This window comes from Streptosporangium sp. NPDC023615, from assembly GCF_040640155.1.
In the GTDB taxonomy this organism is placed as follows: Bacteria; Actinomycetota; Actinomycetes; order Streptosporangiales; family Streptosporangiaceae; genus Streptosporangium.
This window is the reverse complement of record NZ_JBFABE010000083.1, coordinates 1-16002: the sequence shown is the minus strand read 5'-3', so window position 1 is coordinate 16002 and position 16002 is coordinate 1. Positions and strand designations below refer to the sequence as shown.

At 72.7% G+C, this 16002-nt stretch carries 13 protein-coding genes; 9 read left to right on the top strand and 4 right to left on the bottom strand.

Features of this window, described 5'->3' with window-relative positions:
- Positions 1 to 118: 118 nt before the first annotated feature.
- Both AB0G16_RS34655 and AB0G16_RS34650 read left to right on the top strand, forming a co-directional pair.
- Positions 119 to 1111, top strand: a complete 993-nt coding sequence (locus AB0G16_RS34655) for an NAD-dependent epimerase/dehydratase family protein (protein ID WP_362814615.1) — start codon at positions 119 to 121, stop codon at positions 1109 to 1111.
- Between the two features lie 8 nt (positions 1112 to 1119).
- A complete protein-coding gene (locus AB0G16_RS34650; protein WP_362814613.1) occupies positions 1120 to 1548 on the top strand; it encodes a VOC family protein in 429 nt (142 codons plus the stop codon).
- 249 nt (positions 1549 to 1797) lie between these two features.
- On the opposite strand, the gene AB0G16_RS34645 is transcribed toward AB0G16_RS34650, so the two are convergent.
- The gene (locus AB0G16_RS34645; RefSeq protein WP_362814611.1) at positions 1798 to 2787 is read right to left on the bottom strand and encodes an alpha/beta hydrolase; all 990 of its coding nucleotides are present in this window, start codon (positions 2785 to 2787) and stop codon (positions 1798 to 1800) included.
- A 37-nt stretch (positions 2788 to 2824) separates the two neighbouring features.
- Complete coding sequence (locus tag AB0G16_RS34640) at positions 2825 to 3388, bottom strand: DUF1772 domain-containing protein (RefSeq protein ID WP_362814609.1); 564 nt, start codon at positions 3386 to 3388, stop codon at positions 2825 to 2827.
- Positions 3389 to 3554: 166 nt separating this feature from the next.
- Here AB0G16_RS34640 and AB0G16_RS34635 point away from each other — a divergent pair, with 166 nt between their 5' ends.
- From AB0G16_RS34635 to AB0G16_RS34610, 6 genes are all read left to right on the top strand, one after another.
- Entirely contained in the window at positions 3555 to 4694 is a 1140-nt protein-coding gene (locus AB0G16_RS34635; RefSeq protein WP_362814607.1) for a sensor histidine kinase, read from the top strand.
- Complete coding sequence (locus AB0G16_RS34630) at positions 4691 to 5362, top strand: response regulator transcription factor (protein ID WP_362814605.1); 672 nt, start codon at positions 4691 to 4693, stop codon at positions 5360 to 5362. The genes AB0G16_RS34635 and AB0G16_RS34630 overlap by 4 nt, the downstream gene beginning before the upstream one ends.
- A 198-nt stretch (positions 5363 to 5560) precedes the next feature.
- Positions 5561 to 6733: a methyltransferase, FxLD system gene (gene fxlM / locus AB0G16_RS34625; RefSeq protein ID WP_362814603.1), complete on the top strand. Its 1173-nt coding sequence runs from the start codon at positions 5561 to 5563 to the stop codon at positions 6731 to 6733.
- Between the two features lie 191 nt (positions 6734 to 6924).
- On the top strand, positions 6925 to 7584 hold the full coding sequence (locus tag AB0G16_RS34620; protein WP_362814601.1) for a DoxX family protein: 660 nt from the start codon (positions 6925 to 6927) through the stop codon (positions 7582 to 7584).
- Positions 7585 to 7661: 77 nt separating this feature from the next.
- Positions 7662 to 8684 carry an ATP-binding cassette domain-containing protein gene (locus AB0G16_RS34615; RefSeq protein ID WP_362814599.1) on the top strand — a complete coding sequence of 341 codons (1023 nt, stop codon included), beginning with the start codon at positions 7662 to 7664 and terminating at the stop codon, positions 8682 to 8684.
- A 153-nt stretch (positions 8685 to 8837) separates the two neighbouring features.
- Entirely contained in the window at positions 8838 to 9599 is a 762-nt protein-coding gene (locus AB0G16_RS34610; protein ID WP_362814597.1) for an ABC transporter permease, read from the top strand.
- 33 nt (positions 9600 to 9632) lie between these two features.
- Here AB0G16_RS34610 and AB0G16_RS34605 read toward each other — a convergent pair whose 3' ends face one another.
- Together AB0G16_RS34605 and AB0G16_RS34600 are read right to left on the bottom strand one after the other, a co-directional pair.
- Positions 9633 to 10220 (bottom strand): hypothetical protein, encoded by a 588-nt coding sequence (locus tag AB0G16_RS34605; protein ID WP_362814595.1) that lies wholly within the window; start codon positions 10218 to 10220, stop codon positions 9633 to 9635.
- Positions 10221 to 10439: 219 nt separating this feature from the next.
- Positions 10440 to 11969: an MFS transporter gene (locus tag AB0G16_RS34600; RefSeq protein ID WP_362814594.1), complete on the bottom strand. Its 1530-nt coding sequence runs from the start codon at positions 11967 to 11969 to the stop codon at positions 10440 to 10442.
- Between the two features lie 534 nt (positions 11970 to 12503).
- On the opposite strand from AB0G16_RS34600, the gene AB0G16_RS34595 reads away from it, so the two are divergent.
- Positions 12504 to 16002: hypothetical protein (locus AB0G16_RS34595; RefSeq protein WP_362814592.1), on the top strand; the 3499-nt coding region annotated here is incomplete at its 3' end.

Sequence of the window (16002 nt, the reverse complement as noted above, 5' to 3'; positions counted from 1 at the left end):
GGGACGGTCCTGTCCGCGCCGTCCGGCCCGTCGTGCGGGATCCGCCCTGAGCGGACGGCTTGCGCCAAGGGTGAAAGCCCATGGTCCCGCCCGGCGCGGCCACCGAGAATCGGGCGCTATGAGAATTCTGATCATCGGTGGTTCGGTCTTCGTCGGCCGGGCGATCACCGAGGAGGCGCTGCGGCGCGGACACGAGGTCACCACGTTCAACCGGGGGCGCAGCGGCGTCGACCTGCCGGGGGCGGAGGCGATCAGGGGCGACCGCGAGGTGGCCGAGGACCTGGACCGCCTGGTCGAGGGCCACACCTGGGACGCCGTCGTCGACGTCATCGGCAGGGTCCCCAGACTGGTCGACGCGTCGGTACGCAGGCTCAACGGCCGCGCGAGCACCTACACCTACATCTCCAGCATCTCCGCGATCAGCGACTTCCCCGCACAGGCGTGCGACGAGAGCTCGCCGCGCTACGAGTGCGCGCCGGACGCCGGACCCGAGGACGGCGACTACGGCACGCTCAAGGCGGGCTGTGAACGGGCGGTGGAGGAGGGGTTCGAGGGCGACGCGCTGATCATCCAGCCGGGTCTCATCCTCGGCCCGCACGAGGACGTGGGCCGCCTGCCCTGGTGGCTGGACCGGATCTCCCGGGGCGGGCGGGTGCTCGCCCCGGGCGACCCGGACCGGCAGATGCAGGTCATCGACGTCCGGGATCTGGCCGCGTTCACCCTGGACCGGACCGAGGCCGGGGCCGCGGACCGCTTCCTCGCCGGCGGGGTGCCCGCCAACACCACCTACGGCGGCCTGCTGGCCGAGTGCCGGGCGGTGACCGGTTCTGACGCCGAGTTCGTCTGGGTGGACGACCGCTTCCTGCTCGACCGCGAGGTGGCGCCGTGGACGGAGTTCCCCGTCTGGGTCCCCGCCGGTCCCGACTTCGCCGGGGTGTGGCTGGCGTCCTCGGCCAAGGCCCTCGCGGCCGGGCTGACCTGCCGCCCCGTCGCCGAGACGGTGCGCGACACCTGGGCGTGGCTGCGTGAGGTGCCACCGGCGGAGCGCTCCTTCAGGGGGCACGGCATGAATCCGGAGAAAGAGGCCAGGATCCTGGCGGAGTGGGCATAGGAATCGTCATGGACATTCAGATCACCTTCGACGCCCACGATCCGCCGAGGCTCGCCTCCTTCTGGGCCGAGGCCCTCGGGTACCGTCTCCAGCCGCCCCCCGAGGGGTTCGACAGCTGGGACGCCTGGGCGGATTCCCAGGGCATGCCCGAGGACGAGCGGTCCAACTGGGCCGCGCTGGTGGATCCCGACGAGGGACGGCCCAGGATCTACTTCCAGCGCGTGCCCGAGGCCAAGACCGTCAAGAACCGCGTCCACCTCGACGTCAACGTGGGCGGCCCGTCCGGCACGCCGACCGAGGAGCGTCGCCCGCGGGTGCGGGCGGCGGTGAAACGGCTCGTCGGCCTGGGCGCCACCGAGGTCCTCACCACCGAGGAGAACGGGGAGTACTGCACGCTCATGACCGACCCGGAGGGGAACGAGTTCTGCCTGCAGTAAGGGTGTATTTCTACGCATACATACGCCGGGCGGATGCATAGATTCGTGGCTGTCCGGCTCCGTCCCCCGAATGCCGGACAGCGGTCCACGCTCCCAGGGCCGGAGGCGGAGGGCGGGTGACATCCCGCCCTCCGCTCGCCCCGTCCCGGCTCGCCCCCTCCCCTCCCCTCCCCGCCCCGGCTCGTCCCGGCCTCCCGGGACCGTGCGAAACCGCGGGCCGTCTTCCCGGACGGGTGCCCGGAGGGGTGCTCATCCGCCCTGCATGTGCCGCCGGAGGAAGGCCCGCGCCGCCTCCTGCGCCTGCCCCGCTCTCGGGCCGAGCCAGAAGCCCAGGTGATCGTCGCGTTCCATCCAGTACCGTTGCGCGCCGGGTATCCGCTCGGCCGCGAACCTCCCCTGCTCGAACGGCACGTCGCCGTCCTGTGTGCCGTGGATCAGCAGTGTCGGGGCCGAGATCCGCTCCAGGGGCGGCCTCGCGCGCCGGGCCTGTGCCGCGTCGTTGTCCGTGCCCGCCCAGCGCCTCTGGTAGGGGAACGTCGTGTCGAACATCGCCGCGAAGAGCTCCCGCGTGTGCGGCGTGTTCATGATGTGCGAGACGCGCTCCGCCCGTTGCGCGTCGTCGTAGGTGCCGGTCTCGCTCAACGTCCCCGCGACGACGGTCTCGAGCGAGACCTCCGCCGTCAGCCGGGCCAGTTTCTGGCCCACCGTGTCCATGAACGCCCTCCGCAGCGGCGAGCCCGTCCCGGCGGACCGCGGCATGCTCACGCCGCCGACGGAGACCAGTGCCCGGACCCGGTCCGGATGGCGCGCGGCGAAGGTGTAGGCCACCGGGCTTCCCGCCGAGACCGCGAGGACCCCGACCCGGTCGATGCCGAGCTCGTCCAGCAGCGCCGCGAGCAGGTCCGCCTGCTCCTCGTTGGTCCGGCCGCTCTCCAGCGGCGTTCCGAGGTAGCCGGGCCGTGAGGGGCTGAGAACGCGGAACCCGTCCTCCCGCAGCCAGGCGGCGAACAGCCGCCCCTGGTCGGCTCCGCCGAGCCCGGCGTGAACGGACAGCAGGACGGGGCCCTCGGTGCCGTGCAGGTCGTACTCGACCGGGCCGAGCCGGGTCACGGCGGTCCGCAGGTCGAGCCGGACGTCACGGAGGATCGTCCGGCGCGGATCGGTGTCGATGCCGCCGTCCCACAGGCCGAGCCCGGCGACTCCGGCCGCCGGCACCCCGACCAGGACGGCGAGCGTCACACCGACGATCCTGACGACTCTTCGTCCCCACATCGCCTCACGCCTCCGGTGTCCGGGCGGGGGTGGCGGCGGCGTCTCGCGAGGAGCCGCCCGCCATGTCCCCGGATCGGGCGGGTCGCCGAGTCCCTTCGACGGGTTCGTACCGGGCGAGGACGGCGATGCCCACCATCACCACGAAAGCGGACAGGGCGGTCAGAGTGCGGATCGTGTGGAAGAGCTCCCATCTCTGCAGGAACTCGGTGTGACCGGCCGGGGCGGAGGTGGCCGCCCATCGCCTGAAGTGGCCGTGCAGCGGGACGTTGCCGAAGAGCGTCACCAGCAGCGAGGTCACCGTCAGGACGCCGGCGCCGAGCGCCAGGCGCCGTGGCAGGCCGCGGCCGAGGACGGCCAGGCCGAACGAGGTGAGGATCGCCAGTGCCATCGCGCTCTGCATGACCGGCTCGTTGACCCTCATCAACGTGGTGTGGAAGGTCAGGCGCACGTCCAGTGGGACGGCCCCGAAGGTGGGGACCACGTTGGCCGCGCCGTACCCGAAGGCTCCGGCGAGCAGCCCGGTGGCCAGCAGCGCGGCCCCGTGGACGTGTCTGGCTGGGTTTCTCATGGCCGTAATCGTCGCCGGGCCGCCGACGCCGGGTCGTCCCGCCGCGGGAGGCTTCCTCCCGTACGGCACCGGGAGGGGAAAGCGTCCTTCTACGCCACGGGGAGTAGGCCCGAACTACCGCGTCGCGCGGATGAGGAGGGCCTCGTCCCGCCCCTAAGGTACAGGCGTGGGGTTTGATCCGGACGTGCGCGCCAGGGTGTTCGACGTCGTCGTCGGAGTGGCCCTGGTGGTCGTGCTCGGCGCCGGGGCCACGACGGTGCCCGGCACCGGGCCGCTGAGCCACGTGGCGATCGTGGTCGGCTGCCTCGCCCTGGTCGCGCGCCGCCGGGCCCCGATCCCGGTCCTGCTGCTCACCACGGCCTGCATGCTCGTCTACGCGGTGATAGCCGCCCCCGCCCAGCCGGCGGCCTTCCCGGTCCTGATCGCCGTCTACACCGCCGTCGAGGGCGGTCACCGGTGGCTCGCCGCGACCGCCGGCGGCCTGTTCCTGGCCGGTTCGCTGGCGGCCGGGCTGGCCGGCAGCGCGGCCGGGCCGCCCCGGACGCTCGTGGACCGGACGTTCCTCCTGCTGGGCTGGTTCCTGGCCGCCGGTGTCGCCGGGACGGTGAGCCGGCACCGGAGGGCCTATCTCGACCAGGCCGAGCGGCGGGCGGCCGAGGCCGAGCGCACCCGGGAGGAGACCGCGCTGCGCAGGGCCGGGGAGGAACGGCTGCGGATCGCCCGCGAGCTGCACGATTCGCTGACCCACAGCATCTCGGTCATCAAGGTGCAGGCCGGGGTGGCCGTCCACCTCGCGCGCAAGCGCGGTGAGCGGGTCCCCCAGGCCCTGCTGGTGATCCAGGAGGCGAGCACCGACGCCATGCGTGAACTGCGCGCCACCCTGGAGGTGCTGCGCCGGCCAGGCGACGAGGCCCCTGCGGGCGGCCTGGACCGGCTGGACGACCTGGCCGGCCGGGTGAGCGCGGCGGGACTGCCCACCACGGTCACGGTCGGCGGCCGGATCAGGGCACTGCCCGCCGCCGTGGACCAGGCCGCCTACCGCATCGTCCAGGAGGCGTTGACGAACGCCTCCCGGCACGCGGGTCCCGCGACCGCCACGGTGAGGCTCGACCACGGGACGCACACCCTGACGGTCCGCGTCGACGACGACGGCTCGGCCTCACCCGGGATGTCCCTGGTCCCCGGCAACGGCCTGACCGGCATGCGCGAGCGCGTCGCCGCGCTCGGCGGCCGTCTGCACGCCCGTCCCCGGCCGGGCGGGGGCTTCACCGTCCGGGCCGAACTCCCCGTCGGGGAGGCGCCGTGATCCGCGTCCTCCTGGTCGACGACCAGCCCCTCATCCGCGCGGGATTCCGCGCGCTGCTGGAGGCCGAGGAGGGCCTGGCGGTGGTCGGCGAGGCGTCCGACGGCGCCCGGGGTCTGGCCCTGGCCCGCGAGCACCTGCCCGACGTCGCGCTGATCGACGTGCAGATGCCGGTGATGGACGGCATCGAGACGACCCGGCGGATCGCCGCCGACCCGCTCCTGTCCGGCGTCCGGGTGATCATCCTGACCAACTACGGGCTGGACGAGTACGTCTACGAGGCGCTGTGCGCGGGCGCGACCGGCTTCCTGGTCAAGGACACCGATCCGGCCGACCTCCTGCACGGGATCCAGGTGGCCGCCCGCGGTGACGCGCTGCTGTCCCCCGCCATCACCCGCCGCCTCATCGGCGAGTTCGTCTCGCACCGCCCGAGAGCGGCCGCGACGGGGATGGACCGGCTCACGGAGCGGGAACGCGAGGTGACCGCGCTGGCCGCGCACGGGCTGTCCAACGACGAGATCGCCGCCTGCCTGGTGATCAGCCCGGCCACGGCGAAGACCCACGTCAGCCGCGCCATGATCAAGCTGCACGCCCGCGATCGCGCCCAGCTCGTCGTCCTCGCCTACCGATCCGGGCTGGTCGGCCCGGGTGACGGCCGCCCGGCGGGGTGAGGCCGCCGGCCGGTCGCCCCTCCGCCCGGCGACCGCTCGCCCGGCCCCTGCCTGCCCCCGCCTGCCCCCGCCTGCCCCCGCGTTCACGCGGGGGGTGTCCGATAAGGGACACCGAGCTGCGGCGTGCCACAGGGAGGTTCCGCACCTACGGGGCATATAACTCAGGGCACCAGGTACGCACACGGCACGGAGGTCGAGATGGCTGAGTGGCACGCGTTACGGGATGATCTGGTCTCCCAGGTCCGCGTACGGGGAATCAGCGATGCCGTGGCCGGCGCGCTGCGGACGGTGCCCCGGCACGTCTTCCTGCCGGAGCTCCCGGCGGAGACCGTCTACCGGGACGACGCGATCGTGACCAAGCGCGACGCGGAGGGACGGCCGATCAGCTCCTCCTCCCAGCCCGCCATCATGGCGCTGATGCTCGACCAGCTCGGTGTGGCGCCCGGCCAGCGGATCCTGGAGATCGGGACGGGAACGGGGTACAACGCCGCCCTGCTCGCCCACCTGGTGGGGCCGGAGGGCCTGGTGGTGAGCGTCGACATCGACCCCGGCCTGGTGGCGCTGGCCGGGGAGCACCTGTCGGCGGCGGGGCATCCCGAGGTGAGGCTGGTGTGCGCCGACGGATCGGAGGGGTTCTCCCCCGAGGCGCCCTACGACCGGGTGATCGCCACCGTCGGCGTGTGGGATCTGGCCCCGGCCTGGCTGGAACAACTCGGGCCGGGCGGACGGCTCGTCGCCCCGCTGGACCTGCGAGGGGTGCAGCGGTCGGTGGCGATGGAGCGCGGCGACGGGCACTGGACCAGCCGTTCGGTCCTGCCCTGCGGGTTCATGCGGATGCGCGGTCCCTTCGCGGGGCCGGAGACGACCGTGGTGCTGGACCGGGAGTCCGACCTGGTGGTCTCACTGCCGGAGGCCGGGGAGATCGGTGACGTGCTGGGCGCGCTCGACGGTCCCGTGGTCGAGCTGTCCACCGAGATCAGCGTCGGCCCCGCGCAGCTCCTCGACGGGCTGAGCCTCTGGCTCGCGGTGCACGAACCCCGCTGGTGCACGATCTCGGAGGCGCGTCCGGGATGGCTGGCCTCACCCCCGCTGGACCTGACGGGGTTCAGGATGGCCGTGGGGATCGTGGAGCACGACAACCTCTGCCTGCTGGAACCCTCACCGGACGGCACGCTGATCGCGCGCGGTCACGGGCCGGACCGGCTCCGGCTCGCGTCCGAGCTGGCCGCCCACGTCCAGGCGTGGGACATGGCGGATCGTCCCATGACGAACGGCCTCCGCATCGACGCCTACCAGGGCGAGGCCCCGCGTGACGGGCTGCTCATCCCCAAGCGCCACACCACCCTGGCCCTGTCCTGGACGGACCTGTGACCCTCGTCCCGCGGGAGGGGGGAAGGGGGGAGGTACGACCCCGCCGCGGTGCCGTACGGAGAGGACAGCGGGGTTCCGCCGGGAGCAGGCGAAGGTGATCCGACGAGAGTCGACCGACTCGGCGGGCCGGTGCTCTCGCTGTTCCGCATCGCGTGACCGGCCTCCTTTTCCTGTGCCACGGCCTGGCGTCGATGTTCGGGATCCTCGGCGGCAGCCGCGGCACCGGCCAGGCGGTCGCGTTCGCCACCTGGCCCGGCCGGTGGGCCGCGCTCGTCCAGGTGGTCTGCGGCGCGCTCGTGCTGGTTGGACTCCTCAGCCGCTACGCCGCGACGCTCGCCTCCGGCTCGATGGCGTACGCGTACTTCGTGGTGCATCTCCCACAGGACCTCCTTCCGCTGCGCAACGGCGGCGAGCTCGCGGCACTGTTCTGCTGGTCGTTCCTGATCGTCGCCGTGCCCGGTCCCGGACCGTGGGCGCTCGGCACCCTCCTCCGCCGCGGTGACGACACCGCCGATTCCGCACCCCTTCCCGGCGCCGGCCCGGTCCACGTCCGGGCGGCTCGGGGAGACCTGACCGGACCCGTTCCCCGTCCCGCCCTCCGGAGGCGACGACCGCCCTCCCCCGCCGTCCCGGCGAGGGAGGGCGGTGGCGTCGCGGGGGCGGGTCGAGAAAAGCCCGCACTTTTTCCACCGCCCCGGCCGTTTCCGGAAAAGCCCACGTCAGCGCGGCCGGCGAAGCGCGCACCTCCTCCCGGCCCTCCGCCGCGAGGTTCGGGCGGACCCACGTTTCCCCAGGTCAGGCCAAATGTGAACGCACCTTTCACGTTTGCCATATCCGGATCATGTGGGTGAGGATGAGGCATCTCCCGACGAGCCCCCGCAGGGGTCTTTCCGGCATGCCCCCACACCCACACCCCCAGGAGGGGACCATGATCCGTGCCCGAGGTCTGACCCGCAGATTCATGATCAAGAAAGAGGCCGTCGACGCCGTGCGCGGCATCGACCTCGACGTGGAGGCGGGCCGGCTGGTCGCCTTCCTCGGCCCGAACGGAGCCGGCAAGTCCACCACCCTGCGCATGCTGACCTCGCTGCTCCCGCCTACGTCGGGGACCGCGACCGTGGCGGGTCACGACGTCGTGTCGGATCCGGCCGGGGTCCGCGCCCGGATCGGCTATGTCGGCCAGAAGAACGGGGCGGGGGAGAACTTCCGCGTCCGCGACGAGCTGGTGACCCAGGGGCGCTGCTACGGCCTGAACCGGCGGGAGGCCGGCCGGCGGGCCGACGAGGTGCTCGACCGGCTCGAGCTGGGGTCGCTGGCCGATCGGAAGCCCGGCACCCTCTCGGGAGGCCAGCGCCGCCGCCTCGACATCGCCCTCGGGCTCGTTCACCGGCCCGCCCTGCTGTTCCTGGACGAGCCGTCGACCGGCCTCGACCCGCAGAGCCGCGCCAACATCTGGGACCACATCCTGCGGTTGCGCGAGGACCACGGCACCACCCTCTTCCTGACCACCCACTACCTGGAGGAGGCCGACAGCATGGCCGAACGGGTGGTGATCATCGACCACGGCCGGATCATCGCCGACGGGACGGCCGAGCGCCTGAAGGGCGACCTGGCCGGTGACCGGATCACGGTCACCCTGCACGACGGGTCCCAGACCGTGAGGGCCGCCGAGATCGCCGAGCGGATCGCCGGAGCGGGCGCGGTGACCACGGGCGACACCACCGTGTGGCTGCGGGTGCCCCGCGCGGACGTGACGCTGCCGGAGTACCTGCGCTCCCTGGAGGCCTCCGGTGTGAAGGCCGCCGCCGCCGAGACCTCCCGCCCCACGCTGGACGACGTCTTCCTGGCGTTGACCGGCCGCAGCCTGCGGGAGGGCGACGAGACCGGTCCCGACGTCCCCGCCGTCCCCGCCGCCCCCGACGGGCGGAACGTTCCAGAGACCCCCGCCTGACCGGCCCCAGGACCACCTCCCGGACCACCTCCTCGATCCCGCCCCGCCCCGGCGTCGGTCTCGGCCCCGGCCCCGGTCTCCCCCGCTCCCCGCTCCCCGCTCCCCGCTCCCCGCTCCCCGCTCCCCGCTCCCCGCTCCCCAGAGAAGGTTTCCATGAGCGTTCCGTTCCTCCGCGACACCGCGACCGTGTTCTCCCGCGAGGCCGCCCCCATGTTCCGCGAGCCCCTCGGCCTCCTTTTCACCATGGGCCAGCCGCTGCTGTTCCTGTTCCTGTTCGGCCCGCTGCTCGGTGAGACGGGGAGCTTCGCGGGACAGGGCTCGCACTGGCAGTGGTTCGTACCCGGCATCCTGATCATGATGTGCCTGTCCGGGCCGATGATGGCCGGCTACACCCTCCTGATGGACCTGGTCGGCGGCTCGATGGAGCGCATGCTGGTCACCCCGCTGAACCGCACGGCGATGCTGGTCGGCCGGACGCTGAAGGAGTTCGTGGCCCTGCTGGCCCAGTCCGTCCTGATCATCGCCCTCGCGGTGCCGCTGGGTTTCCGCCCGCATCTCCCCGGCGTGCTGGCCGGCATGGTGATACTGGTCGTGTTCGGTATCGGCCTGGGCGCGCTCTCCTTCGTCCTGGCGATCGCGTCCGCGCCGGGGGGCGACCTCTTCTACGGTGTCACCCAGCTCGTGGTGTTCCCGCTGATGCTGCTGTCGGGCGTGCTGCTGCCGATGGACTCCGGCCCGGGGTGGCTGCGGACCGTCGCGGCGCTGAACCCGGTCTCCTTCATCGTCGAGGCGGAGCGGTCGCTCTTCTCCGGCCGCTTCGGGGACATCTCGGTGCTGTACGGGACGGTCGCGGCCTGCGTGATCGCCGCCGTGGGCCTGGTGGCGGGCACCAGGGCGATGCGCCGCGGCATCTGACCTCCTCGCCGCCGGGCCCGCCGTCACCTGCGGTCAGGCCCGGCTCACGGGACCGCCGTCCCCTCCGGTACGGGCGGCGCGGCGGCGGACGCCGCGGAGCCAGACCCGGCGGATGAACCCGCTGCCCGCCCGGATGACGAGCCAGTACGCCCCGAACAGCCGCCGGGAGCGGTCATCGGTGGCGTACACCCGGGTCTCGGTGCTCAGCACGCCGCCGGCGCAGTGAAAGTTGAACGCCAGCTTCAGGTGACCCGGTGCGTCGAACGCGCGGTAGGCGTCCGGGGTCGTGCCCGGCGCCAGCGGCACCACGGGCTGCCCGCGGGAGATCCGCTCGATCCCGCCGACCAGCAGCTCGTCCTCGCCGCGGTACAGCACCGTGAACCCGTTGCCGAGGAACAGGCCCAGCACCGGGGCGTCGGCCGGGAAGCGGGTCCTTCCCAGCCCCGCCCCGGTCATCACCGCCCGGAACAGCGGGACGTCCGCCCAGGTGACCTCGGCGGCGGCGCGCATCACCGCGGGCGCCGGCAGGCCGACCGGCAGCCGGTGCCGCTCCCTGCGGTGCCAGCGCGGCAGCGCCTCGTCCAGCGCCATGTCCAGTGCCCTGGGCTCGGTCCGGCTCATCTCGTCCCCCCGTGGGATCGTGTCGTCATCGCTGTACGGCGCGGTCGGGGCGGGTGGTCACCGGGCCGCGGGAGCCGCCGCGCCACGGGGGCGGGTCCCCGGGAGGCGCCCCCGCGCCACCCGTCACCCGTCGTTCGCGCCCCGATCGGCACGCCGCCCGCCGCCCCGGCCACCTCGTCCCCCGCCGCCGGTCCGGTTCCCCGCCACCGGACACATGGATCATCGTCGCACCCGTACGGCGCGCCCTCCCGGGCGGCCCTCCCCCTCGCCGGGCAGGGTCACGATGAGCAGGACGAGGCCCGCCATCAGAGCGGCGCTGATCGCCGCGGTCACGTGGAAGCCCTCGACGAACGCGGCGCGTGCCGTGCCGAGAAGCCCGGCCCCGGCCTCCGGCGGGAGCCCGGCCGCCACGGCCACCGCGGAGCCGAGGTTGTCGCGGGCCGCCCCGGGAACGGCCGCCGTCGCGAGCCGGGCCTGGTACGTCGCGGTGATGACGCTGCCGAGGACCGCGATCCCGAGCGCGCCGCCGAGCTGGGGCGCCGTCGAGGAGAGGGCCGCCGCGGCGCCGACCCGGTGCGGCGGCGCGGAGCCGACGACCAGGTCGGTGGCGAGCGCCATCATCGGTCCCAGACCGGCGGAGACGACGACGGCGCCCGACACGAGGACGGCGATCCCGTCCGTTCCCTGGGTGAGGGTGAGCACGAGGTAGCCGACCGCGGACACGGTCAGTCCCGCGGCGATCACCGTGAAGGGCCGTACCCTCCGGGCGAGCCTGGGGGCCAGGGTGGATCCGGCGATGACGCCCACCGCCGAGGGCGCCGTCCACAGCCCCGCCTCCAGCGGCGACATGCCGTGCACGAGTTGCAGGTACTGGGCGATGGCGTAGTTGGAGCCCCACAGGACGAAGATGCCGAGCGCCAGCGTGCCGGTCGCGGTGCTCAGCGTGCGGTCGGCGAACAGGCCCAGGTCGACGAAGGGGGCGGCCGAGGCGCGTTGCCTGCGGACGAACACCACGCCCAGGGCGAGCCCGGCCGCGATCGCGGCCACGGACGTCACCGCCGGGTCGTCGGCCGCGATCTGCTTGAGCCCGTAGACCACCGGCAGCACCGTGGCCAGCGACAGTGCCGCGCTCGTCGGGTCGAGCCGTTTCGCGGTGGTGTCGCGGTGCTCGGGCAACAGCAGCGGCCCGGCGATCAGCAGCAGCGCCATGAAGGGGACGGCCAGCAGGAACGCCGCCCCCCACCAGAAGCGCTCCAGCAGCCACCCTCCGACCAGCGGCCCGATCGCGGTGCCCGCCGAGACGCTGGCGACGATGACCCCGATGGCCACCGTCCGCCGGCGGGGGTCGGGGAACATGGACGTGGCCAGGGAGAGCGTGGACGGCATCAGGGTGGCGCCGGCGACGCCCATCAGCGCCCGGGCGGCGATCAGGCTCTCGGCGTCGGGCGCCCAGGCGGCCACGGCCGAGACGACGCCGTACGCCGCCGCGCCGATGAGCAGCAACCGGCGGCGGCCGATCCGGTCACCCAGGACGCCCATGGTGATGAGCGCGCCGGCCAGCAGGAAGGCGTAGACGTCCACGATCCACAGCAACTGGGTACTGGTCGCGTCCAGGTCCTCGCCGATGGCGGGCAGCGCGAGGTTCGTGACGGTCAGTTCGAGGGAGGCGAGAAGGGCGGGCAGGGACAGCACGGCGAGACCGATCCATTCTCGCCTTCCCGCCACGGCCGGCAGGGGTGAGGACGACATGGCACCGACCGTAAAACCTCGACTTTGGTAGAGGTCAACATCGGACCGAGGTCACCGCACGACGGCACCCCGACGGCCGTGACGACCAGGGGCCGACGTCCCGGAGCGGCCGGCGAGGAGACCCGCGGAAGAGACGATACGGAGGCCGCCGGGACGAGCCCGGACAACACCGCTGAATATGTCCGCGATTGCGCGAATTATCACACCGGAAAAGAGTGGACGAATCACAATCGGCGCCTTTCACAGGCAAAACGCTTCATGTAAAGCGATGGAAGCTTAGGCAGCAATATAAGCGACCAGATCGTGATTGAGCAGCGTGGCTGATGCTTCGGTCGTTGATGATGGGGTTATCCTCCTAGAGTCGTGGTCAGGGCAATGCCACGACGCAATGTTCGGCCCCCCGTTTGTTGATTCGACGTTATTTGTCGGAATTCCTGCGGGAGGTCGGCCGTGCTGCTCTGGACGTGTGCGCGCAGAGGATTCCTCAAAGGCACCCTGTCGGGATTCATGGTGTGCGCGGTCGGCCTCGGGCCGATGACACACGCCTCCGCCGTGGCCGGCGGCGAGAAGGACGTCCCGTCCTTCGACATCACCTGCGGTCCGGGCCGGACCGGCCCGTCACTGAGGCTGACCCGGGAGGCGCGACGTGACGGCGGCCGGACCGTCGTCACGGTGCACGTGGTCAACACCGGCGACACCGACGCGGAGGGGGCGAGCTTCGCCGAGGACCTTTCCGAGGTCCCCGGCACCACGACCGTGGGTGAGCCGCTGGCCAGCGCGGGCACGCTGACCTACAGCAGGCCCCTGCTCAGGTGGACGGGCGATCTGGCCGCCGGCGACGACATCACGGTCCGGTACACCGTCCGGGCCCCCGGCGAGAAGCTGTACATCCCCACGGTCGACGCCGACGCGGGACGCACCTGCCGGGACGCGGCCGCCTCCCCCGGGAGCACCGGCACGCCGCCGGACGGGACCGGGGACACGCCCCAGGCGCCCACCGGCGCGCCCGCGGACGAAGCCGAGATCACGACCGGCGCGCCCACCGGCGCGCCGGCGGACGAAGCCGAGATCACGACCGGCGAGCGGACCGGGGAGCGGCGCATGCCGGCACGTCCGAACGAGAGAGCCCCTCAGGAGACCGGCGAGAGGGCCGCCCAGGAGACCGACGAGGGGGCCGACGCGGTCGCGGGTGCGGGAACGGCCGCCCGCCAGGCGCCGCTCCCCTTCACCCAGCGGTACGTGAACAACTTCCGGGGGGCGATCACCCGGGCGGCGAACTCGGTGGTCACCTGCTACCCCCCGTCGGTGGCGGACTGCGCCACGCGCCGGACCGGTTCGGGCAACAACAACGTCGACGCCACCTTCATCGACGTGGACGCCGACGCGGCGACGTTCAACTCCAGCACCGCCAACCTCACCCTGTCGGCCGGCGCGCAGGTGGCCTACGCGCGGCTGTACTGGGGGGCGCGCAGCCAGACCTCGACCAACACCGCGGGCCTGCCGGCCGGCAACCGCCTGGCACCCGACATCGCCCTGCGCGGGCAGGTGTCGTTCAGGACCCCGGGCAGCGCCGTCTACCGCACGGTCGTGGCCGCGGCCGGCGACATCGGCGACACCCCCGACAACATCACCGCCAACGGGATCGTCTACGGCGCCTCGGCGGACGTCACCTCCATAGTGACGGCGGCCGGCGCCGGCACCTACACGGTGGCCAACGTCCAGGCCGCCCGGGGCACAGACAGCCTGGGCGCCTTCGGCGGCTGGTCACTGGTGGTGGCCTACCGGGACGCGTCCATGCCGCTGCGCAACATCACCGTCTTCGACGGTTTCCTGGAGCAGCAGAACGCCACCCCGGACACCGCGATCACCCTGGCGGGCATCCGCACCCCCACCACCGGCCCCGTCAGCGTCCAGATCGGTGAGATCGCCTACGACGGCGACAACGCGATCACCGGCGACTCCCTGAGCATCGACACCACCAACGGCCCCCTGACCGTGCTGAGCGACGCCCTGCACCCGGCCAACAACTTCTTCAACTCCACCATCGCCACGCTCGGCGGGCAGGTCACCGACCGCAACCCCGCCTACACCAACACGCTCGGCTACGACTCCAACATCGTCGACGCCTCCACCGCGTTCCGCAACAACGACACCTCGGCCCGGTTCATCTTCAGCACCGCCGGGGACGCCTACTGGCCCCAGGCGATCTTCGCCCAGGTCGCCCTGCGCCAGGCCAGCATCCAGGCGACCAAGTCCGCCACGGTGGTGGGCGGGGGCGACCCCGAACCGGGATCGGTCCTCGAGTACACCGTCACCGCGACCAACACCGGGGACGACACCGCCATCAACGTGGTGCTCACCGACCCGATCCCCGCCAACACCGTCTACGTCCCGGGGAGCATCTCGGTGGTGACGGGGCCCAACATCGGGTCCAAGACGGACCGCACCGGGGACGACCAGGGGGATTTCATCAACAACCAGGTCCAGGCGCGGCTGGGGACCGGGGCCAACGCCGTCAGCGGCGGCAGCCTGGCACCCGGCCAGTCCACCTCCGTGAGGTTCCGCGTCACGCTCGGGGCCAACTCCCCCGGCACGACGGTGAACAACAGCGCGACCGTCGAGTTCTCCAACGCCGACACCCCCACCCAGACCGGCGTGACCACCGGGGGCACCTCGACGGTGGTCCCCGTGCAGGTCTCGTCGCTGGCGATGCTGAAGACGGCCTCGCCGAGCACGGTGACGGCCGCGGGGCGGAGCGTCACCTATTCCTACCTCGTCACCAACACCGGCAGGACCACCCTGACCGGCGTGAGGATCACCGAGTCCGCCTTCTCCGGCACGGGGCCACGCTCCGCGATCACCTGTCCCACGACGACGCTGGCGCCGCAGGCCTCGACGACCTGCACGAGCACCTACGTCACCACCCAGGCCGACATCGACGCCGGGGGCATCGTCAACACCGCGACCGCCACCGGCACCCCGCCCACCGGGCCGGCCGTGACCTCCGACCCGTCCACGGTGACGATCACGGCCACGCCGGCTCCCAGCCTGTCGCTGCTGAAGACGGCCGCACCGGCCACGGTGGTGGCGGCGGGGCGGACCGTGAACTACTCCTACCTGATCGTCAACACGGGTAACACCACGCTGACCGGGGTCAGGGTGAACACCACCGGTTTCACCGGCACGGGCACGCCCACCGCGATCACCTGCCCGGCGACCACGCTCGCCCCCCAGGCGACGACGACCTGCACCAGCGCCTACGTCATCACCCAGGCCGACATCGACGCCGGGTCCATCGTCAACACCGCGACCGCCACCGGCACCCCGCCCGCCGGAGCGGCAGTGACCTCCGCCGCCTCCAGCGCCACGGTCGGCTTCACCTCCGCCCCCGCCCTGGCCGTGCTGAAGACGGCGACACCGACCACGGTGGTCGCGTCGGGCCGGACCGTGACCTACTCGTACGCGATCGTCAACACCGGAAACACCACGCTGACCGGCGTCAGGATAAACACCATCGCCTTCTCGGGGGCGGGGCCGCGCTCCGTGGTCACCTGCTCCGCCACCACCCTGGCACCCCAGGCCACCACGACCTGTACCAGCACCTACGTCACCACGCAGACCGACATCGACGCCGGGACCATCACCAACACCGCCACGGCCTCGGGCATACCGCCGTCGGGGCCGGTGGTGACCTCCGACCCGTCCACCGCCACGGTGGGCGTCACCTCCGCTCCGAGCGTGGCCCTGCTGAAGACGGCCTCACCCACCACGGTGACCGCCGCCGGGCGGACCGTGACCTACTCGTACGCGGTCGTCAACACCGGCAACACCACCCTGACCGGGGTCAGGGTGACCGACACCACCTCCGGCACCGGCACCCACTCGGCGATCACCTGCCCGGCGACGACGCTGGCGCCGCAGGCGACGACGACCTGCACGAGCACCTACGTCACCACCCAGGCCGACATCGACGCCGGGGCCGTCACCAACACCGCCACCGCGACCGGCACACCGCCCTCTGGACCGGCCGTGA

Coding starts and splice junctions, on each gene's coding strand:
- AB0G16_RS34655 (WP_362814615.1), top strand. CDS start 119: ATGAGAATTCTGATCATCGGTGGTTCGGTCTTCGTCGGCCGGGCGATC.
- AB0G16_RS34650 (WP_362814613.1), top strand. CDS start 1,120: ATGGACATTCAGATCACCTTCGACGCCCACGATCCGCCGAGGCTCGCC.
- AB0G16_RS34640 (WP_362814609.1), bottom strand. CDS start 3,388: ATGAGAAACCCAGCCAGACACGTCCACGGGGCCGCGCTGCTGGCCACC.
- fxlM (WP_362814603.1), top strand. CDS start 5,561: ATGGCTGAGTGGCACGCGTTACGGGATGATCTGGTCTCCCAGGTCCGC.
- AB0G16_RS34620 (WP_362814601.1), top strand. CDS start 6,925: ATGTTCGGGATCCTCGGCGGCAGCCGCGGCACCGGCCAGGCGGTCGCG.
- AB0G16_RS34615 (WP_362814599.1), top strand. CDS start 7,662: ATGATCCGTGCCCGAGGTCTGACCCGCAGATTCATGATCAAGAAAGAG.
- AB0G16_RS34610 (WP_362814597.1), top strand. CDS start 8,838: ATGAGCGTTCCGTTCCTCCGCGACACCGCGACCGTGTTCTCCCGCGAG.
- AB0G16_RS34605 (WP_362814595.1), bottom strand. CDS start 10,220: ATGAGCCGGACCGAGCCCAGGGCACTGGACATGGCGCTGGACGAGGCG.
- AB0G16_RS34600 (WP_362814594.1), bottom strand. CDS start 11,969: ATGTCGTCCTCACCCCTGCCGGCCGTGGCGGGAAGGCGAGAATGGATC.